The 20,300-nt window shown below is 71.3% G+C and carries 14 protein-coding genes; 4 read left to right on the top strand and 10 right to left on the bottom strand.

The genetic code is table 11. The features are described from left to right. Positions 1-10 precede the first annotated feature (10 nt). The 3 genes from WMF36_RS11160 to WMF36_RS11150 are packed head-to-tail and all read left to right on the top strand — an operon-like array spanning position 11 to position 5,703. Positions 11-1,810, top strand: coding sequence for a protein kinase domain-containing protein (locus tag WMF36_RS11160; RefSeq protein ID WP_437579587.1), 1,800 nt, complete (start codon positions 11-13; stop codon positions 1,808-1,810). A gap of 4 nt (positions 1,811-1,814) precedes the next feature. After that, positions 1,815-4,733 carry a TonB-dependent receptor domain-containing protein gene (locus WMF36_RS11155; protein ID WP_437579586.1) on the top strand — a complete coding sequence of 973 codons (2,919 nt, stop codon included), beginning with the start codon at positions 1,815-1,817 and terminating at the stop codon, positions 4,731-4,733. 49 nt (positions 4,734-4,782) lie between these two features. Next, positions 4,783-5,703, top strand: a complete 921-nt coding sequence (locus WMF36_RS11150) for an SMP-30/gluconolactonase/LRE family protein (protein WP_437579585.1) — start codon at positions 4,783-4,785, stop codon at positions 5,701-5,703. 7 nt (positions 5,704-5,710) lie between these two features. Here WMF36_RS11150 and WMF36_RS11145 read toward each other — a convergent pair whose 3' ends face one another. The 10 genes from WMF36_RS11145 to WMF36_RS11100 form a co-directional block, all read right to left on the bottom strand. Next, positions 5,711-6,679, bottom strand: coding sequence for an ABC transporter permease (locus WMF36_RS11145; RefSeq protein WP_437581891.1), 969 nt, complete (start codon positions 6,677-6,679; stop codon positions 5,711-5,713). Positions 6,680-6,684: 5 nt separating this feature from the next. Further along, the gene (locus WMF36_RS11140; protein WP_437579584.1) at positions 6,685-7,740 is read right to left on the bottom strand and encodes an ABC transporter permease; all 1,056 of its coding nucleotides are present in this window, start codon (positions 7,738-7,740) and stop codon (positions 6,685-6,687) included. Continuing rightward, positions 7,737-9,305 carry a sugar ABC transporter ATP-binding protein gene (locus tag WMF36_RS11135; RefSeq protein WP_437579583.1) on the bottom strand — a complete coding sequence of 523 codons (1,569 nt, stop codon included), beginning with the start codon at positions 9,303-9,305 and terminating at the stop codon, positions 7,737-7,739. The genes WMF36_RS11140 and WMF36_RS11135 overlap by 4 nt, the downstream gene beginning before the upstream one ends. Positions 9,306-9,350: 45 nt before the next feature. Then, the gene (locus tag WMF36_RS11130; RefSeq protein ID WP_437579582.1) at positions 9,351-10,577 is read right to left on the bottom strand and encodes a sugar ABC transporter substrate-binding protein; all 1,227 of its coding nucleotides are present in this window, start codon (positions 10,575-10,577) and stop codon (positions 9,351-9,353) included. 441 nt (positions 10,578-11,018) lie between these two features. Further along, on the bottom strand, positions 11,019-12,968 hold the full coding sequence (locus WMF36_RS11125) for a YjhG/YagF family D-xylonate dehydratase (protein WP_437579581.1): 1,950 nt from the start codon (positions 12,966-12,968) through the stop codon (positions 11,019-11,021). Then, positions 12,965-14,470: an aldehyde dehydrogenase (NADP(+)) gene (locus WMF36_RS11120; RefSeq protein ID WP_437579580.1), complete on the bottom strand. Its 1,506-nt coding sequence runs from the start codon at positions 14,468-14,470 to the stop codon at positions 12,965-12,967. The genes WMF36_RS11125 and WMF36_RS11120 overlap by 4 nt, the downstream gene beginning before the upstream one ends. Positions 14,471-14,623: 153 nt before the next feature. Then, complete coding sequence (locus WMF36_RS11115; protein WP_437579579.1) at positions 14,624-15,490, bottom strand: fumarylacetoacetate hydrolase family protein; 867 nt, start codon at positions 15,488-15,490, stop codon at positions 14,624-14,626. Between the two features lie 20 nt (positions 15,491-15,510). Continuing rightward, entirely contained in the window at positions 15,511-16,626 is a 1,116-nt protein-coding gene (ribB, locus tag WMF36_RS11110) for a 3,4-dihydroxy-2-butanone-4-phosphate synthase (protein ID WP_437579578.1), read from the bottom strand. A 164-nt stretch (positions 16,627-16,790) separates the two neighbouring features. Continuing rightward, positions 16,791-17,741, bottom strand: coding sequence for an ABC transporter substrate-binding protein (locus WMF36_RS11105; RefSeq protein ID WP_437579577.1), 951 nt, complete (start codon positions 17,739-17,741; stop codon positions 16,791-16,793). A 324-nt stretch (positions 17,742-18,065) separates the two neighbouring features. Next, complete coding sequence (locus WMF36_RS11100; protein ID WP_437579576.1) at positions 18,066-19,307, bottom strand: methyltransferase; 1,242 nt, start codon at positions 19,305-19,307, stop codon at positions 18,066-18,068. A 149-nt stretch (positions 19,308-19,456) separates the two neighbouring features. Here WMF36_RS11100 and WMF36_RS11095 point away from each other — a divergent pair, with 149 nt between their 5' ends. Beyond that, a complete protein-coding gene (locus tag WMF36_RS11095; protein WP_437579575.1) occupies positions 19,457-20,293 on the top strand; it encodes a hypothetical protein in 837 nt (278 codons plus the stop codon). Positions 20,294-20,300: the final 7 nt, after the last annotated feature.

Genomic DNA, 20,300 nt, shown 5'->3' with positions numbered 1-20,300 from the left:
TGATCGGCCGATGGCCCAAGCAAGCTGGGAAGCGGTGGAACCGGCTTCGTGGCGCAAGATTCCGCGGGTCGGGGACATCATCGGCGGGAAGTACCGCGTGGAGCGGGTGCTCGGGCGCGGCGGCATGGGGCTCGTCGTCTCGGCGCACCACATCTCGCTCCGCCACCGCGTCGCGCTGAAGTTCCTGCTCCCCGAGGGGCACACCACGCCGGGCGCCATCGAGCGATTCCTCCGGGAGGCGCAGGCCGCGGCGGCGATCGCCAGCGAGCACATCGCGCGCGTCATCGATGTGGGGCAGACCGACGAGGAGCTGCCCTACTTCGTGATGGAGTACCTGAATGGCATCGATCTGGAGGCGCTCGTGGAGACACGAGGCCCGCTGCCGGTCGAGCAGGCGGTGAGCTACGTGATCGAGGCCTGCGAGGCGCTCGCCGAGGCGCACGCGCTCGGGATCGTCCACCGCGACCTCAAGCCGGGCAACCTCTTCCTGGCGAGCCGCGCCGACGGCTCGTCCCTGATCAAGGTGCTCGACTTCGGCATCTCGAAGGCGTCGGAGGCGAGCGTGCTCGGCTCGAACGCCAAGCTGACCACATCGTCCGTGGTGCTCGGCTCGCCCCGTTACATGTCGCCGGAGCACATCCGCAATACCCGGACCGTGGACGCCCGCAGCGACATCTGGGCGCTCGGCATGACGCTGTATCAGCTCCTGACAGGCCGGCTGCCGTTCGAGAACGAGGCCATCTCGGCATTGTTTGTAAGCATTGTTACAGATCCACCCGTGCCGCCGCGCGTGCACCGGCCCGAGATCCCGCTCGAGCTCGAGTTCATCCTCCTGATGTGCCTGGAGAAGAACCCGGCGCGCCGCCCGCAGACGGTCGCCGAGCTTGTGTCGCTGCTCGAGCCGCTGGGGTCGGAGCCCGCGCGCCTGACGGCGGCGCGCATCCTGCGCAGGGCCATGGGGAACGAGACCGTGGACGCGCCGCCGGCGCCGGGCCGCCCGAGGGAGGTCGAGGAGGACGCCCAGACCTTGACCGGACCGCGCATCACCGCGCTCGGAAGGGCGCAGGGGTGGGCGACGTCCGCGCCGTCCACGCAGCCGTCCGCGGCGGCGACCGCGGCCTCCGTGCCGCCTGCGGCCGGCTCGTGGCCCGCGGCGACCGCGGCCTCCGTGCCGCCTGCGGCCGGCTCGTGGCCCGCGGCGACCGCGGCCTCCGTGCCGCCCCAGGCCTCCGTGCCGCCCGCTGCCGCGCCTTGGTCCGCGGCGACCGTGACCTCCGTGCCGCCCCCGCAGGCCTTCGCTGGAGCCACGCCGGCCGCGAGGGCGTCGCGCCCGGACGAGCTGGCGCCGGCGGCGGCGCCGTCCGAGCCGCGCGAGAGCAGCCCCGCAGGGGACGCCCGTGGCCGGCGGAGCGCGGTCGCGCCCGTGGCGGCGGCGGCGCTCGTCGTGCTCCTCGGGGGTGCGGCGGCGCTCGCGTGGCTCGGACGCGGGGCCGCGCCGGTCGCGGGCGCGCCGCCTGCCGGCGAGGGGGCCTCGCGGGCCGCACCGGCGCAGGACGAGCCGGCGGCGGCGCTCGCGGACGAGGCGCCCGGCGCTTCGCCCCTCGCGCCGTCCGCCCTCCTCACGCCCCCCGCGGCGGCCGTCGACGCCGCGGCGAGCGGGTTCGCCGCGGCCGGCGCCGCGCTCGCGCCGTCGAGCTCGACGAGGCCCGCGCGCCCGCGCGCCGTGCTCCCGCCGCCGGCGGGCACCGAGCCGGCGGCCAGCGGCGAGCCGACGACGACGAGGCCGGTGCGCCTGCGCGAGCACCGCTAGCAGCATGCATCCAGCGCCCTCGAGCACGCGCGCTCGCCGGTGGAAGCGCGCTCGCCCGTGGAGCCTCGCCGCCCTGCCCCTCCTCGCGGGCGCGCTGCTGCTCCAGGCCCCCGCCGCCCGCGCCGACGGCGAGGGCCAGGCCGACGAGGCCGACCTCCACTTCGAGCTGGGCCGCGACAGCTACAAGAAGGGGCAGTTCCCCGCGGCCCTCGAGCATTTCCTCGCGTCCAACCGGCTCGTGCCGAACCGCAACGTGGTCTTCAACATCGCGCTCACCTACGAGGAGCTGGGCCGCTTCGCCGACGCGCACCGGTACTACGACGACGCGCTCGAGGGCGAGACCGACGCGGAGATCGTCGCCGAGGTGCAGGCCGCGCTCGCGCGGATCGCGCCGCGCGTGGCCGTGCTGCAGATCGTCACGTCGCCGCCGGGCGCCACGATCTACGTCGATCGCAGGAACCTCGGCGCGCGCGGCACGGCGCCGCGCCGGCTCGCCCTGGCCGAGGGGCGCCACCGGATCCTCGTCGAGCTCGCCGGCTACGAGCCCCTGGCGGTGGAGGACATCGCGGTGAGGCTCGGGCAGACAAAGGACGTGCTCATCGTGCTCCGCCGCATCGTGGGCTCGGTCCGGGTGGACGTGCGCGGCGCGAGCGAGGCCACGGTGCACGTCGACAGCGAGGGCGCGCCGCCCGCCTGCACCGCGCCCTGCGATCTCGACCTGCCGCCGGGCCGCCACGTGCTCTATTTCTCGCGCGCCGGCTACCAGGCGGCGCCGCAGCCGCTGACCGTCGCCGCGCACGAGACGATGTCGATCACGGCGGCGCTCAGCCCGCTCACGGGCTCGATCCTCGTGCGCGCCGGCGAGCCCGACGCCCTCGTCGAGATCGACGGCCGGCCGATGGGCTTCACGCCGTCGGTGATCCAGGGCGTCGCCGTGGGCCGGCGCCGGGTCCGCGTCAGCCTGCGGGGCTTCGCGCCGATCGAGCGGACGATCGAGGTCTCGGCCGGCCAGCAGGCGGAGCTGCGCGACCTCGCGCTGGAGCCGCTCCGGGAGGTCTCGGCCGCCTCGCGCGTCCTCGAGCGCGTGGAGGACGCGCCCGCCTCCATCAGCGTCATCGAGCAGCAGGAGCTGCGCGCCTTCGGGTACCCGACCATCGCGGAGGCGCTGCGCGGCACGCGCGGCGTCTACCTGTCGAACGACCACGTCGTCTACTCGGCCGGGATCCGCGGGCTCGGCGAGCCGCTCGACTACGGCAACCGGCTCCTCGTCCTCTCGGACGGGCACTCGACGAACGACAACATCCTGAACGCCTCGTTCGTGGGCTCGGACGCGCGGGACGACCTCCACGACGTGGACCACATCGAGGTCGTCCGCGGGCCGGGCTCGCTGCTCTACGGCACGGGCGCCCTCTCCGGCATCGTCAACCTCGTGCCGCGCGGCCGCGACGAGCCCACGGGCGCGCACGTGACGGCCGGCACCTACTACGACGGCGTGGGCCACGCGCGCGCCGGGTTCCACTACAACGCCGGCAAGGACGCGGGCGTGCGGGCGAGCGTCACCGGGGCCCGCTCCGACGGGTTCGACGTCCCGGTGGCGCTGAGGACGCCCGGCGCCGGGCCGCGCGTGCAGATCGCCGAGCGCGCCGAGATGTTCCGGGCCGGCGGCACCACCGGGCGCGCCTGGTACGGGCCGTTCACGGCGCAGTGGATGTATCACACGCGCGAGCAGCGGATCCCGACCGGCTACGTGGGCACGCGGCTCCACGATCTCGGAACGAGCTACGAGGACGCGCACATGATGGCCGAGGTGCGCTTCGAGCCGCGGCCCGCGCCCGACCTGCAGTTCATGGCGCGCGTCCACGTGAACCGCTTCGTCTGGCACGGGGTCTACAGGTTCGACGAGGAGACGATCTTCGAGCAGCAGCACGGCACCTGGCTGGGCTCCGAGATCAGGGCGGCGTGGACGCCGCTCCCCGAGCTCCGGGTCACCGCGGGCGGCGAGATGCAGGGGCACCCCGAGGCGACGCTGCGCGGCGTCTTCGCGGACGGGCGCGTCAGCACGAAGCGCGAGCCGTTCGGCTTCGGCGCCGGGTACGTCATCGTCGACGGCTCGCCCGCGCCGTGGATACGCTTCTCGGCGGGCGCGCGCCTGGACGTCTACAGCACGTTCGATCCCATCGTCGTGCCGCGCGCCGCGGTCATCTTCCGTCCCGCGCCCGGCGGCGTGCTGAAGATCATGGGCGGGACCGCCTTCCGCACGCCGAGCGTCTCCGAGCAGTACTACGAGGACGGCAAGACGCAGGTGCCCGCCGTCGACCCCGAGGAAGGCCTCGTGCTGCGGCCGGAGTCCATCCATTCCGCCGAGATCGAGTACACGCAGCGCGTCGGTGACGCCTGGATCGCGCTCGGCGCCGTCCACGCGAGCAGGCTCTCGGAGGGGATCTCCATCGAGGAGAGCGGCGGGCTGCTGCGCTACGCGAACAGCAAGCATGACGCGTTCGTCGTGGGGGGCGACGTCGAGCTCCGCCGCGAGTGGCGGCAAGGCTGGATGCTCGCGGCGACGTACGGCTACCAGCGCGCCCAGCGCGAGGGCGGAGAGCGGCTGATCAACGCCCCGGAGCACCTCGCGTCGTTCCGCGGCGTCGTCCCGGTGGTGAAGCGGCTCGCCGCCGCCGCGCTGCGGATCAACCTGGAGGCGCCGCGTCGGATCTCGCGCAGCGCGGGCGGCGCGACCGAGGCCGCCATCGTCGCGGATCTCACGGTGTCGGGGGAGCTCCAGCGCTTCCACACGCGCTATGTGATCGGCCTCTACAACGCCATGGGCACGCGGTACGACTACCCGGCTGCGGAGACCTACCTCTCGTCCACGAGCCGGCAGAACGGCAGGACGTTCCTCGCCGAGATCACCGTCAGCTATCCCTAGCTCGGCGCGTCAGAGATCCAGCACGTTTCGCTAGAAGGAGGAGAACCCGATGGTCATCGAGCTGACCCCGAGCTTCGAGGTGATCGACCCGCGCTTCCGCAAGCTCGCGCTCCCGCACGTGCACGTCGAGAAGCTGTACACGGGCTGCCGCTGGGCGGAGGGGCCGGCGTGGTTCGCAGCGGGGCGCTACCTCGTCTGGTCGGACCTCCCGAACGACCGCATGCTGCGCTGGGACGAGACCGACGGCTCGGTCTCGGTGTTCCGCCAGCCCGCGATGAACACAAACGGCCACACGGTCGACCTGCAGGGCCGCCTCGTCTCCTGCGAGCACCGCGGCCGCTGCGTCTCGCGCACCGAGCACGACGGCTCGCGCACGGTGCTCGCATCGCACTTCGACGGCAAGCGGCTGAACTCGCCGAACGACGTGGTCATGAAGTCCGACGGCAGCCTCTGGTTCACCGACCCGAGCTACGGCATCGACAGCGACTACGAGGGCGACGCGTCGCCCAACGAGCAGGGCGCGCAGCGCGTCTACCGCGTCGACCCGGTCTCCTTTGCGCTGACGGTCGTCGCGAACGACTTCGTGCAGCCCAACGGCCTCGCCTTCTCGCCGGACGAGTCGCTGCTGTACATCGCCGACACCGGCGCGACGCACGTGACGGACGGCCCGCACCACGTGCGCAAGTTCCGCGTCGACGCGAATGGCACGCTGACCGGCGGCGAGGTGTTCGCGACCTGCCCGGTGGGCGTGTACGACGGCTTCCGCGTCGACGTGCACGGCAACCTGTGGCTGTCGGCCGGCGACGGCGTGCACTGCCACGCGAGCGACGGCGCGCTGCTCGGCAAGGTGCTGATCCCCGAGGTGGTGGCCAACGTCTGCTTCGGCGGCGCCAAGCGCAACCGCCTGTTCATCTGCGGCACGACCTCGCTGTACGCGGTCTATCTGAACACCCGCGGCGCCGGGCGCTAGCTGCGGGTCAGCGTCCCTCCTGATGTTGTCGGCCATAGACCAGCAGCATGGCGATGATCACGGCGCCGTAGATGATCTGGCGGCCGGCCTCGGGCATCTGCAGCACGCTGAGCATGCTCTGGAGCAGCACGATCAGGATCGTGCCGAGGACGGTGCCGAGGTACGTCCCGCGTCCGCCCATGATGTTGGTTCCGCCGATCACCACCGCGGCGATGGCCGGCATGAGGTAGTCGTTGCCCATGGACTGGTAGGCCTTGTGCGAAAAGCCCGCCAGCAGCATGCCGGTGATGGCGGAGCACACGCCGCACATCACGAAGGCGCCGATCAGCACAAGGTGCGTCCTGACGCCCGAAAGATAGACGGCCTGCTCCTGGTTGCCCACGGCATAGATGTAGCGGCCGAGCGCGGTCTTCTTCAGCATGAAGGTGCCGACGCCGCCGACCAAGATCCAGACGAACAGCGAGTTCGGGATGGAGAGCGTCTTGCCCACGGCCAGGACCTCCATCCACTCTGGCGCCTCGCTGCGCGGAGCGAAGCCGCCTGTGTAGACAACCATCAGCCCCTGAAGCACGGTGTTCGTGCCCAGCGTGAAGATCATCGAGGGCACGCGAAGGTAGGCGACGCCGAGCCCGTTCACCAGACCCGCGGCGGCGCCGATGGCCAGGCCGCAGGGCAACGCGGCCCAGCCGCCGAGCCCTGCGGCCAGCATGGCGCTCGAGGTGAGCACCCACGGCAGCGAGAGATCGATGTGACCGAGCAGGATCACGATCATCATGCCCGTGGCGGCCACGCCCAGGAAGGCGGCGATCTGCAGCTGTTGCAGGATGTAGTACGGGCTCAGGAAGCTCAGCGTGCCCTGGGTGACCAGCGTGCCGATCGAGCCGATCACGAGGACGACGCCGATCGACAGCAGCGCGTACCAGGTCGGCTTGTCGATCTCGCCGAGACGGCTCTTGAGGGAGGGGAGGTGTTGCATCGAGCTCACCTGAAGACCTGCAGCCGGTTCTTGACGCGGACGACCCAGAGCGCGCCGAGGCAGACGGCCGCGAGCAGGATGAGGCCCTCGAACAGCGGCTGGTAGAGGGGGTTGGCGAGGAAGCCCAACGCCGAGCCCTCGTTGAGGACGCGGAAGTTGAAGGAGACGGAGCGGAGCACCAGCGCGCCAAAGAGCGATCCTATGGCGCCGCCGATACCTCCGTACAGCGAGGAGCCCCCGATCACGACGCAGGCGATGGAGTTCAACGTGTAGGAGCCGGCTTGTGGGATGTCGGCGTTGCCCGACGTCGTCTGCAGCGCGAGGTAGAGGCCGCCGACGCTGGCGAAGAACCCCGACAGCGTGTACGCGGCCAGCTTGACGCGCTTGATGCGGACGCCCGACATGTACGCCGCCTCCTGCGACGCGCCGACGGCGTAAGCGCCGAGGCCGTAGCGGGTGCGGCGGTAGTAGGTCCAGAGCAGCGCGAGCAGCGCCATCCAGATCGCGGGCGACGGGATCTTGCCGACGAAGCCCAGCGCGCCGCCGAGGGGGGCGGCGCCCGCGGCCTGCAGCAGCTCGTTGAGATCGAAGGTCACCGCGAACGCCAGATCGCCATCGACCTGGCCGCCGGGCGTCGGCCTCAGGAACAGCGCGATGCCGATGAAGATCGTGCCCGAGGCCAGGGTGGCGATGATCGGTTGCAGGCGGCCGTACACGACGAGGCAGCCGTTGAGCAGGCCTGCCGCCATGCCCACGGCCAGGCACAGCAGGATGCCCAGGAAGTTCTCGAGCGCGCCGCCGGCAAGGACGTGCGAGGCCAGGCAGTTGACGAGCGTGATCACCGCACCCACGGACAGATCCAGGCCGCCGGTCAGCACGGGGATCGTCTGGGCCATGGCCGCAGCCACCAGCACGAACGACTCGTTGGCGTTCTGCCCCAGCAGCGACGCGCTGAAGCCCTTGGGATGGGACAGCGAGTAGAGCCCGTAGAAGAAGATGCAAAGACAGACGGCCACGAGCAGGCCCTGGTTCTGGCGTAGGCGGAGCTTCCAGTCCTTCATCGTGCCTCTGATTGCGCGCGCTCGGCTTCGGGCTTCGCGCGCTCAGGCCCGCCGCGCAGACCGAGGGCCAGGTCCAGGATGTTCTTTTCGGTGATGTCGGGCCCCACGAGCTCGCCCTGCACGCGGTTCTGGTAGAGGACGAGCACGCGGTCACAGCAGCCGATCAGCTCGTCGTAGTCCGTTGTGTAGAAGAGGATGGACGTGCCGGCGTCCGCCAGCTCGCGGAGCAGCTGGTAGAGCTCCTGCTTCGTGCCGACGTCGATGCCGCGGGTGGGGTCGTTGAGCATCAGCAGCCGCGGCTCCGTCATCAGCCACTTGGCCAGCACGACCTTCTGCTGGTTGCCCCCGGACAACGACGACACCGGGTCGTTGAGCGAGCCGATCTTGATCTGGATGCGGCGCACCATCTCGTCGATGCGCGCGGCCTCGCGCTGGCGGTCGAGCACCCCGCCGCTCGTGAACCTGTCGAGCGAGGCCAGCGACATGTTCGCGGCGATGGCCATCGGCAGCATCAGGCCTTCGGTCTTTCGGTCTTCGGGCACGAGGGCGATGCCGTGCGCACGGTCCTTGGCCTGGCGCGGGCTCGTCAGCTTGACCGGCTTGCCGTCGATCTTGATCTCGCCGCGCAGATCCTTGAGCACACCGAACAAGCTGAGCAACAGCTCGCGCTGGCCCTGGCCGTCGAGCCCGCCGATGCCGAGGATCTCGCCCTTGCCGAGCTTGAACGACACGTTCTCGAGCTGCCGCTCCCAGCTCAGGTCGCGCACCTCGAGGAGCGTCGCCGGGAAGCTGCGCGCCGCCGGCTTCGGCGGGAAGACGTGACCCATGTCACGGCCGATCATGAGCTCCACGATCTGGTCGTCGCTGTGCTGGCCCTTGGCGAAGGTCTCGATGTGCCGACCGTTGCGGAAGACCGACATCACGTCCGCGAGCTCCTTGATCTCGTGCATGCGGTGCGAGATGTAGAGCATGCCGACGCCCTGAGCCTTGAGCTCGGCCAGGAGCGCGTAGACCTTCTTGACGTCGCTGCTGGTCAGCGCGGAGGTGGCCTCGTCCAGGATGAGCAGCCGCGGGTCCTTGCCGAGCGCCTTCGCGATCTCGACCATCTGGCGGCGCGAGAGCGGCAGGTCGCTCACCCAGGCGTTCGGGTTCACGCCCTCGCAGCCGACGCGCGCCAAGAGCTCCTCGGCCCTGCGGACCTGCGCCTTGCGATCGAAGAGCCCCAGGCGGTTGGTCGGCATGGTGATACCGATGTTCTCGGCCACGGTCAGCGTCGGCATCAGGGACAGCTCCTGAAAGACGCAGACGATGCCGGCGGCGTTCGCCTCGATCGGGTGGTCGAACCGGACCGGCTCGCCGCGGAGCAAGAGCTCCCCGGCGCTCGGCTCGACCACGCCGCCGATGATCTTGATCAGGGTGCTCTTGCCCGCGCCGTTCTCGCCGAGGATCGCATGCACCTTCCCCGCCTCGCAGGCGAAGTCGACGCCGCTCAGGGCGGTGACGCCGCCGTAGTGCTTGGAGACGGCCCGGAGCTGGAGAAGCGGAGGGCTCACCGGTTCGGTCATGATGCTGGGGCGCCCGCGGGACGCTACTTCACGTCTACTTCACGTCTACTTTACGTCGGCTTCCGACTCGTTCATGATCTTCACGCCCGAGATGTTGACCCCGCAGGGCGGAAACTCGTTGGGCGTGAAGAAGTTGTCGGAGAGCTGGGAGAAGAAGTTCTCGCCGTCCTTCAGCGTGGTGTGATCGGCGGCGGGGATCGGCACGGAGATCATCTGCGGCAGCACCTTGCCTTGCAGGCCCTCGAGCGCCGCCTTCATCGCGATGGCTGCGAGCCCCGGCGACTGGCCGAGCGACAGGCCCTTCATGCCCTGTTCGTGGTGCTTCGCGATCAGCTTGCGCACGCCGTTCTCGGCCTCGGTGGCGACCGGGATCGGCTTGTGGCCGGCGTCGAGCAGCGCGCGGACGGCGCCCGTCGAGCCGCCCTGCGCGAAGAGCGCGTCGAACTGGCGGTGCACGGCCAGCGCGTCGGCCACCGCCTTCTGCGCCTTGCCGTCGTCCCAGCTGCCGACCACCTCCACGATGGTGTAGCTCTTCCCCGGCGCTTCCATGACCTGGCGGAAGCCGACGTGGCGGTCGCGATCGACGGAGTTGCCCTGAAGGCCGCGGACCTCGAGCACCTTGCCCTTCCCACCGAGCTGCTTGTCGAGGAACTCGCCCCACTGGCGCCCCATCGCCAGCTGGTCCTCGTTGACCTGCAGCACCTTGTCCGTGTCGAGCACGTTGTCGAACGGAACCAGGATGACGTCCTTCTTGTCAGCGAGACGGATCACGCGCTCGAAGCCGTCGGGGCTGACGGCGAGCGTGGCGATGCCGTCGAAGCCCTGATTGATGAAGTCCTCGATCGCACCGAGCTGGGCCGCGACGTCGGTGCCGGTCGACACCACCTTGAACTCCTTGAGCAGCGGCGCGATGGCCGGGTCCTTGGCGAAGGCCTTGGCCGTCTTGACCATCTGGATGCGCCAGGCGTTACCGACGTAGCCGTTGACGAGCGCGAGGCGGAACGGCGGCTTTCGCGCCGTCCACTGCAAATACTTTGTGTCCTTCTTCCACGGCGCGAAGCACTCGGGGTTGAAGCCGGGCCCTGGCACGCTCTTGGGCCCCTGCCCGCTCGGCGCCTGCTCGGCCGCGGCGCTGGCGGCGCTGGCGGCGCTGGCGGCGCCATCTGCGGCCTGAGTGCTGTCGGGCTTACCTTTGCAGGCAGAGAGGCCCCAGAGCCCGAGCGCGCAGCTCAACACCGCCGCTGCGCGCCGCGCCGGTCCACGAGACTTCAACTGGCCAATCGACATCGTGCCGCTACCTTTCGAGCAAAGAGACGTGGTCGGATAGAGACCTCTACGGCCCATCCCACGTCGTCACATTCTCGCCCTCACGAACGTCGAGGGCAACGTCCGCGTGCCGCCGCAATGCTCACGGCAAAAGCGCTGGGGCGCAAATTATCAGCATCTGGCGAGCGACGGTGTCGCGCGTCATTTCCGGGGCACCACGCGGATTTTACGAGCGCCCTCGAAATTCAATGACGTGATCGGCGGGGCTCGTGGCGTCTACCACGAGAGAGCTTCTGACCTCGGGGGCCTAGGACATCCAAACGCGATCCGAAAGTCAAGCTCCTCGTGGTGGCCGTCCCATCGTACAGCCACGCTGCACGCTCTGGTTGAACCATGAAACCTTACGCTATCCGCCTTCCTCCTGGAAAGTGACGCGATATCAACAACTTATGCATCAAAGGAGCTCCGCTCGGCCGCGATGGCGCGACCGAGGAGCCCGATGATGCGCTCCGCATCATAGACGCACCCACCCCAGCTGCCGCCGCTGGCATCCTGGAGCGCGGCCCACAATCGCGTATCCGCGTTCACTCGGCCGTCGGGTTGAAGGGCTGGATTGGGCAAGCGGGCGGCAAGACCGCCGGCCTCCACGCCCACGACGTCCACCGTCCCCTCCAACCTGCGCGTGTCGATGCGAAGCCTGACGCGATCGCCGTCGCGCACGCGGCCGATGGGTCCACCCGCCCACGCCTCCGGGCTGACGTGGCCGATGCACGCCCCGGTGGAGACGCCCGAAAAACGACCGTCCGTGACCAGGGCGATACGGTGCCCATCCTTCACGTGCTTGAGGGCGGAGGTGATCTGGTACGTCTCCGGCATTCCGATACCGGGACCGATGCCGATCAACACCATCACGTCACCCGGTTGCACGGCACCGGTCTTGATCGCCTCGATCGCCGCGTGCTCGCTGCCGAACACGCGCGCAGGTCCTTCGTGCAGATAAACGCCGTCCGGTCCGATCCCCTGGGGAGCCATCGCGGTGCTCTTCACGAGCGCTCCCTCGGGCGCGAGGTTGCCGCGCAAAAAGGTCACCGTGCTGGTGAGGCCGCGCTCGCGCGCCGTCCCGGCGGACATGATCACGTCGTCCGGATTGATGCCGTCCAGCTGCTGTAGCTTGTCGCGCAGGCGCCGGCGCCGTTCGCTGCGTTCCCACCACTCGAGGTTCTCGCCCAGGGTGAGGCCGCTGACGGTGCGCGCACCGAGCCGCAGCAGGCCAAGCTCGCGCAGATGGAGCATGACCTCCGGGACGCCCCCCGCGAGGAAGACCTGCACCGTGGCATAGTGTCGCGGCCCGTTGGGCAACACGTCCACCAGGCGCGGAACGAGGGCGTTGATGCGCGCCCAGTCGTCCACGGTGGGGCGTCGAAGTCCGGCCGCATGGGCGATGGCCGGCACATGGAGCACGAGATTCGTCGACCCGCCGACGGCGGCATGCAGCACCATGGCGTTGTGGATGGAATCGTCGGTGACGATGTCCCGCGTGGTCACGCCACGTCGCTCGAGGGCCATGAGCGCGTGCGCGGAACGGCGGGCGAGGTCGCGCCAGATCTCGGCGCCCGACGGGCTGAGCGCGCCGTGCGGGAGGGCGAGGCCGAGCGCCTCCGCCACCACCTGGCTCGTCGCGGCCGTCCCCATGAACTGGCAGCCGCCGCCGGGGGAACCGCAGGCGCGGCAGCCCATCTCGGCGGCGTGGTCGAGGCTCACCTCCCCGCGCGCATAGCGCGCCGCGAGGGTCTGGACCTTGGCGGTATCCTCCGCCTCCTCCGCGAGGAGCGTGACGCCTCCCGGCACGAGCACCGTGGGGAGGTCGAGGGAGCCGGCGAGCGCCATCAACATGGCCGGCAAGCCCTTGTCGCAGGTGGCGACGCCGAGCACGCCTCGGCGGGTGGGCAGCGAGCGTATCAGTCTTCTGAATACAATGGCAGCGTCATTGCGGTAAGCGAGGCTGTCGAGCATGCCGACGGTGCCATTGGTCCGCCCGTCGCACGGATCGCTGACGTAGCCGGCGAACGGAATGGCTCCGCTGGCAGTAAACGTGCGGGCGGCCTCCTCCATGAGGAGCCCCACCTCCCAGTGCCCCGTGTGATACCCGAGCGCGATCGGCGTGCCGTCGGGCGCGCGGATCCCCCCCTGCGTGCTGAGCACGAGGAACTGCTTCCCGTTCAGGCGCGCAGGATCCCACCCCATCCCGGCATTCTGAGTCCAGCCGAACAGCTCGCCGCTGGACATGGCGCGCAGCTGCTCGGCCCCGAGCGGGAGGCGCCCCGACGGTCCGGGCGCGGTGGTGCGCAGGGTGTAGATCGCCTCGCTGCCGGACTCGAACACCGGGTCGTGGTTCATGCGCGGGGCGCGATGGGGTCGCGGGTGGCCCGGCCATCGACGAGACGTGATATCCCGAGCGGATTCTCATCGCGCAGCGCCCACGGGAGCAGCGCGGGCGGACACGACTGGTAGCAAACGGGACATGCGAAGCGGAGGATGGCCGCGGTTCCAACCGAGGTGAAGCGCACGTCGCTGCTCGCGGGATACGGCCCGCCGTGGTGCATGGCGTGCGACACCTCCACGCCCGTCGGGTAGCCGTTGAAGACAAGGCGGCCCGCGACCCGGCTGAGGACATCGACAAGGTCCTGGGCGGCGGCGAGATCGTCGGCGGTCCCGTGAAGGGTGGCGGTAAGCTGGCCTTCGAGCGCGCCGAGGAGCTGAAGTAACTCTCCGCGGCTCGAAGCGGTGACGAGCAGCGTGTACGGTCCGAAGATCTCGTGCGCGAGGTGCGGCTGCCGCGCGAAGTCGGCGGCGGAGACGCGAGCGACGCGCGCGCCGGTGTCGGTCAGCCACTCCACTCCTTTCAGCTCCCGCACGGAGCGGTCGAACGACTCCTGGATACCGGCGTGCAGCATCACACCGGGGGTGATGGCGCGGGCCCGGCTGGCGACCGACTGCGCAAACGCATCCCATGCAGGGGAGGCCAACCCCAGGACAAGGCCCGGCTTGGTGCAGAACTGGCCGACGCCGAGCGTGCACGAGCCGGCCAGCTCTTCGGCGAGCGCGTCGCGGCGCTCGCGCAGCGCGCCGGGCAGCACGACAAGCGGGTTGATGCTGCTCATCTCGGCAAAGACGGGGATGGGTCGCGGGCGGGCGGCGGCGGCGTCCCAGAGGGCGCGGCCGGCGCGGGTGGACCCGGTGAAGGCCACCGCCTGGATGGCCTCGTGGCGCACCAGCGCGAGCGAGACCTCGGGCGAGGCGCCGTGCACCATGCCGAACACGCCCGCGGGCAGGCTCGCCTTCTGAACGGCGGAGCGCAGGGCCGAGGCCACGAGGTCGGAGGTACCGGGATGCGCCGGGTGGGCCTTGACCACGACCGGGTTGCCCGCGGCGAGTGCGGAGGCGGTGTCGCCGCCGGCAACGGAGAACGCGAGGGGGAAATTGCTCGCGCCGAAGACGGCGACCGGACCGATCGGCCGCAGCATGCGGCGCACGTCGGGGCGCGGGAGCGGCTTGCGGTCCGGCAGCGCGGGATCGATCCGGGCATCGACCCAGGAGCCCTCGCGCACGACGGCGGCGAAGAGGCGCAGCTGGCCGGTGGTGCGGCCGCGTTCGCCTTCGAGGCGGGCGACGGGCAGCCCGGTTTCCCGGTGCGCGGTCTGGATCAGGAGCTCGCCGAGCGCCAGGATCTCGTCGGCGGCGGTCTCCAGGAATCGGGCGCGCATCTCCGGCGCGAGGTCGGCGAAGGCCGGCGCCGCCGCGACGGCGGCGCGGGCGGCGGCGTCGATCTCGGCGGCGGTGGCGTCGCGGTAGGCGCCGAGTTTTTCCCCGGTGGCGGCGTTGTGGGCGAAGAATTCCATGGGTTCAGCCGGAAGCGAAGCTCACGAGCGTGTCAACCGGATCGATCGAACTCAGCACTTCATTCTTCTCCTGGAGCGTGAACGGTCTCGCGGGCACAGGCGGAACCGAGGAGGAACGTCTCGAGCCTCGTGATCTTCGCAAGATGCGCCTCGTCAACCCTGAGATATCGGATTCGCCAGCGTGCCGACGCCGCGGATCGTGATCTCCACGAGGTCGCCAGGCTCCAGGGTGAACGAGTCGGGCGGCACGATGCCGGTCCCGGTCATCAGGATGACGCCCGCGGGGAAGCTCAGCTCGCGCGTGAGGTAGGCGACGAGCTCCTCGGGCGTGCGCCGCATCCTCGCGGTCGAGGTCTCCCCCGTGAACACCGCCTCGCCCCCGCGCCGGATCGCGAGCTCGATGGGGAGCGCGCGCAGATCCAGCCCGGGCTCGTCCGCGAGCGCGATGACGGGGCCGAGCGCGCAGCAGCCGTCGTAGACCTTCGCCTGCGGCAGGTAGAGGGGGTTGTCGCCCTCGATGGACCGCGACGAGACGTCGTTGCCGGCCGTGTAGCCGACGATGCGGCCCGCCGCGGACACGACGAGCGAGAGCTCCGGCTCGGGCACGTTCCAGATCGAGTCGCGCCGGACGCGCACCGGTGCGCCCGGGCCGGCGACCAGGCGGGGCATCGCCTTGAAGAACAGCTCCGGGCGCTCGGCGTCGTACACGCGGTCATAGAAGTCGCCGCCGCCGGCGCTCTCTTCTTTGCGCGCGTTGCGCGAGCGCTCGTAGGTGACGCCCGCCGCCCAGACCTCCTGCCCGTCGATCGGGGCGAGCAGCGGGACGTCGGGCGGGAGGGGGTGGGCTGCGGCGCGCGCGCGCGCGTCGCGCACGGCGCCGAGGGGATCGGGTAAGGCGAGCCACGAGGCGACGGACGCGAACGCCTCCGGGGACGCCGCCGTGAGGTCCTGGCGCGCTCCCCGCTCGTCCTCGAGCCCGAGGCGCGGCCCGCCGCCACCTGCAAACCGGAACACCTTCATGTCACCGCATGATCCACCACTTACACGGTATGTAAAGCCACTTTTTCGCTCTCGCCGCTGCGCCTCTCGTGCGCGCCGACCCAGCCCGCGCCCGGCGGATCGCCGGTCTCGAGGTCGATCTCTCGCCTTGGCCCGGGGGGCCGGGGCGCCCTCGAGTCGAGCAGCGTCACCCGGCGGTACCCGAGCGCCTCGAGCTCGCGCGCGGCGACGGCGAGCTCGAGGCCCGCGGAGTCGTCGGCGTCCGGATCGGCCGACGGGGGAATGTAGACCACCGCGCCGGGGCCGGCGGCCTCGATGTCCCGCAGGGCGCCGAACAGGTCGGCGTCGCCGAGGAGGTCCGAGACGAGCGCCGCGCGGTGGGTGTACACGATGGCGCGGGTGTCAGCGAGCGCCGGCGCGCCGTGCGTCAGGAGGAGCAGCTGCCGCTCGCGACGCAGCCTGTACGTGTGCGCCCGCCACTCGCCGCTCAGGCCCGCGGGCCGGAACGGGGTGGTCCGGACGCGCGTGGCGACGTCCTCGCGCTGCACCCGGTGGCGGAGGACGTCCCCGATGGCGACGGACGGCACCCCGTGGCGCGCCGCGAAGCGCGAGAGGTCCCGCCTGCGCGCCATCGTCCCGTCATCGTTCATGATTTCGCAGATGACGGCGGCCGGAGTCGCCCCGGCGAGCCGCGCCAGGTCGACCGCGCCCTCGGTGTGCCCTTCGCGCTCGAGCACCCCGTCGCGGCGCGCCCGGAGCGGGAAGACGTGCCCCGGCGACACGACGTCGCGCGGCGCCGCGTCCCGGGCGATGGCGGCCGCGACGGTGCGCGCCCGGTCGCGGGCGCTGATGCCGGTCGTGACGCCCTCGCGCGCCTCGATGCTCACCGTGAACGCCGTCGTCCGGCGGGCGCCGGCCCGGATCGCCATGAGCGGCAGCCCGAGGCGGTCCACCTGCTCTTCCGTGAGCGCGAGGCAGATCAGCCCCCGGCCGTGGGTCGCCATGAAATTGATGGAGGCCGGCGTCGCGTGCTCCGCCAGGACGACGAGATCTCCCTCGTCCTCGCGCGCCTCGTCGTCGACGAGGATCACCATGCCGCCGGACCGGAGCTGCTCGACGGCAGCCTGCACACGCACCGCTGATGACGAAACTGCCATGCACCCTCTCCCTTGCCTCTTTGCGCCTTTGCGTTGAATCCTGCTTTCCCGCTGCGAGAGGCCATCGAGGCGCAAGGGAGCGCTCGATGGCTCCTCGCGACGGCGGCTCGACGCGTGCGCCGAGGAGCTGCGCGGGGGCGAGCCGCAGCGCGCGGGCCGCGCCGTCACCCCTTCGGCTTGCCGTTCGCGTCCCACTCCACCCAGAAGCGCTCGTGGCCGAGGTCCTTCAGCGCCCGGTTGAGGAAGCGCCGATCGGTCCAGGACTCGACGTCGAAGGTGCTCCTGATCAGGCCGAACTTCTTCGAATCGGCGACCGCCGACCTGTACCGGGCGATGATGTACTCGTCGAGCAGCGGGCTGGCGTTCTGCTTCATGTCCTCGCCCTGCTGCGCTTCCTTGAAGTTCGAGAAGGGCGTGCCCGACTTCGACCACAGCTGGAAGGCCTGCGTGCGGTTCTTCTCGTCCGAGGCCCACGCCGCGGACTTCACCGCGGTGGTGATGATGCGCTGCACGATGTCGGGGTGCTCGTTGATGAAGTCCTCCCGCGCGACGACGCCTGAATTGCTCGGGTAGGTCGGAGAATCGCCCTTCGTCGAATAGACGATCTTAGCGATCCCCTGATCGCGCAGGGAGAGGAAGCTCGTGCCGCCGAACACCGCGTCGACGTCCTTCGTGGCCAGCGCCGCCGTCGCCGTCGCCGTGTCCATGCTGATGGATCGGATGTCCTTCTCGGTCAGGCCGTGGCCCTCGAGGACGCGGTTCGCGGAGAGCTGGGTGGCCGTGCCCTTCTGGTACGCCACCTTCTTGCCGCGCAGATCACGGACCCCGTTGATCTGCGAGTCCGCGGGCACCACCAGATAGGCGTGGCCGCGCCGGCTGGCGCTGGCCAGGAGCCGCGTCTTGAGGCCGCTGGCCCGGCCGACCACCGAGGGCAGGTGACCGTGAGTCCAGATGTCGAGCAGGTTGTTCGCGACCGCCTCGTTCACGGCCGGACCGGCGCCGCGGAAGAAGCTCCACTTGACCTCGATGCCGTCCTTCTTGAACTCCTCGGCCAGGCTCCCCTGGAGGTGCAGGAGACTGAAGTAGCTGCCCCCGGTGACGGGGCGATTGCCCACGCCAACGCCCGGCACGCCAACGCGGATCACACTGGGCCCAGCGGCCTGGGCTCTGCCTGCCAGGAGCGCTCCGGACACCGCCGCCGCAGCGCCTCCCAAGAACTGACGTCTATCCATGGTGCGGCCATGTGCACCGGACATGCCACCCGCTGGAGCCCTGAAATCAGCGGTTCGGCGCGTCGTGCTGCTTCCAGGGGAGCACTCGATCCGCAACGATGCTGGCGGGGGGACACCGTGAAGGCCAGGCGGGGAGCCGCGCGCGGCGGAGCGCGCCCCTGCGCGGCTCGCCCCGGGCCGGGCGCGCGCGGCCGGGGCGGCTCAGCCTCAGCCGCCGAGCCCTCCCGGCCGCGCGCTCGCGAAGATCGCGACGTTCCTCGGCGTCACCTCGGGGTCGAAGACGATCGCCGCCTCGACCTCGTGGCCCTGCTCGCCGAGCGCCATCGCGCGGTCGAGCGCGACGGCGACCTCCGTGAGGCGGGCCAGGAGAGAGCGCGGCAGCGTGAGCCGGCGCATCCGGCCGAACGCCGCGCGCGCCGCGCGCTCGCGCTCGCGGAGCTCGACGTCGGTCGCCGGCGAGAGACCCCGCAGCTCGAGCGCCCGCGCCGCGAGCTCGCGCAGGCCGCCGTGCGCGCGCCGCCGGTTGATCCCGCGCATCTCCTCGCCCAGGGCGACGTCGAGCCCGCGGCCGCGGAGCAGCGAGAGCAGCGCGTGCCGCCGCTCGCGCGCCGCGAGCTCCTCGTCCAGGCTGGCCTCGACCCCCGCGCGGCGCGCCGTGAGGTTGGTGAGGCCCAGCGCCTCGCGCCGGAGGACGAGCCCCGCCGCCCTGGCCGCCGCCGAGAGGGGGGCGCGGGCCGGGGCGCCGATCTTCTGCAAGCAGCACGAGACGAGCGCGAGATCGCAGCGCGCCGCCGCCGCCGCCGTCACCATGCGATCCCCGAGCTCGCCGCAGGCGTGCAGGCCGACCGGCAGGTCGTCCGGCGCGAACACAAGCGCCTGCTGGAAGGCGTCGAACGCCACGAAGCGCGCCCGGCCCCCGGCGGCCAGCGCGGAGGCCGTCGCGACGCGGTCGGGCTCGCGCTCGAGGCCGATCGCGTCGCGATCGAAGCGCGCGGCGGCCAGGCGGGTGAAGTGCCCGTGCCCCGCGCCCACGTCGACCAGGCGGCGGGCGCGGACGGCCATGGGGGCCACGGCGCCGAGCAGGGCCTCCAGCTGGAGCCGCTTGCGCGCCGGCACCGCCCGGAGCTCGTCCAGCGACGCCGGCGGGAGCGGCTGGACCGGTCGCCGCGGCAGCCTCGCGGCCTCGTCCGCGGCGCGCGCCAGGGCCACGAGGCCCGGGGGCGCGCCGTCGAGGCCGTCGATGCACGCCGCGAGCCCGTCGGCCTCACAGCAGGCGAGCTCGCCGTCCGTGAGCGAGAGGAGGAAGCCCGTCCAGCCCCGCGCCTCGCACCAGGCCGGCGGCGCGCCCTCGTCGACGCGCGCCTCGACGATGTCGAGCGCCGGCGTCAGCACCTCGAGGGCGCGCGCGAGGCGCTGGGCGACGGGGAGAGGCGTGTTCGACGGGAGCATGCGGGGAACCGGAGCAGGGCGATGACTACCGGATCCGCGCGGCGCCAGGAAGGCGCCTCGATCGCTGGCGCCGCTGGGCCGGCGGGGGGCTTGCGGCAGGGGACCCCCGCGCCATTCCGCCCGGCGGCGCATGGTAGCGTGGGGGCGCCATGCGCCTGCTCGCCCTCGCGTTCCTCTGCCTCTGGATGTGCGGCTGCGCTCCAGCCCTCTCCACGTTCCAGCCGGCCCACGTGGCCGACAAGGGCCATGTCCAGGCCGAGCTCGGGGTCGACGTCTCGATTCCGACCGGCACCATCGTCTCGGTCATCGACGCCGGCGTCGTGCTGGCGGATGTCGCGGAGTCCCGGGAGCTGTCCGAGCGCGAGCGGCAGACACTCTTCGAGGCGGGCGGCGCGCTCGCGCTGAACCCGCCCTCGGTCACGCCGCACCTCGGGATCGGCTATACCGCGCTCGACCGCTGGGAGCTCAACCTCCGCTACACCGGCAGCGCGTTTCGCCTGGGCACCCGCTACCAGCTCCTGAAGCGCGACAAGGACGGCGTCGACCTGACGGCCGGCGTCGGCGTCGGGCGCTACGTGGTGGGGTTTCCTGTCGGGAGCATCCTTGGCATCGTCGAGCTCGAGGACTTCACGCGATGGCAGATCGATCTGCCGATCCAGATCGGGACGGCGGGCACGTGGTACCGGGTCTGGGGCGGCCCTCGCCTCATGTTCACGACGTTCGACGCCGGCCTCACCGTCGACCTGCCCGCCTTCACCGGCTACCCGGGCGAGCTCGAGATCGCCTCGTTCTCCGGCACCGGGCTCTACGTGGGCGGCCAGGCCGGCGTCGCGTTCGGCTACAAGCACGTGTTCTTGGGCGTCGAGCTCACGCTCGCCGAGATCTTCACAGGCGGCGAGCTCTCCGTGCTCGGGGAGCGGGCAGTCGCGGTGGATCTCGACAGCTTCATCATCTACCCTGCGGTGGGGCTGATGGTCGAATTCTAGAACACCG

The sequence above is a fragment of the Sorangium sp. So ce887 genome (assembly GCF_051521455.1).
GTDB lineage: Bacteria > Myxococcota_A > Polyangia > Polyangiales > Polyangiaceae > Sorangium.
The sequence above is the reverse complement of the archived record's forward strand: the minus strand, read 5'-3'. Positions and strand labels throughout refer to the sequence as shown.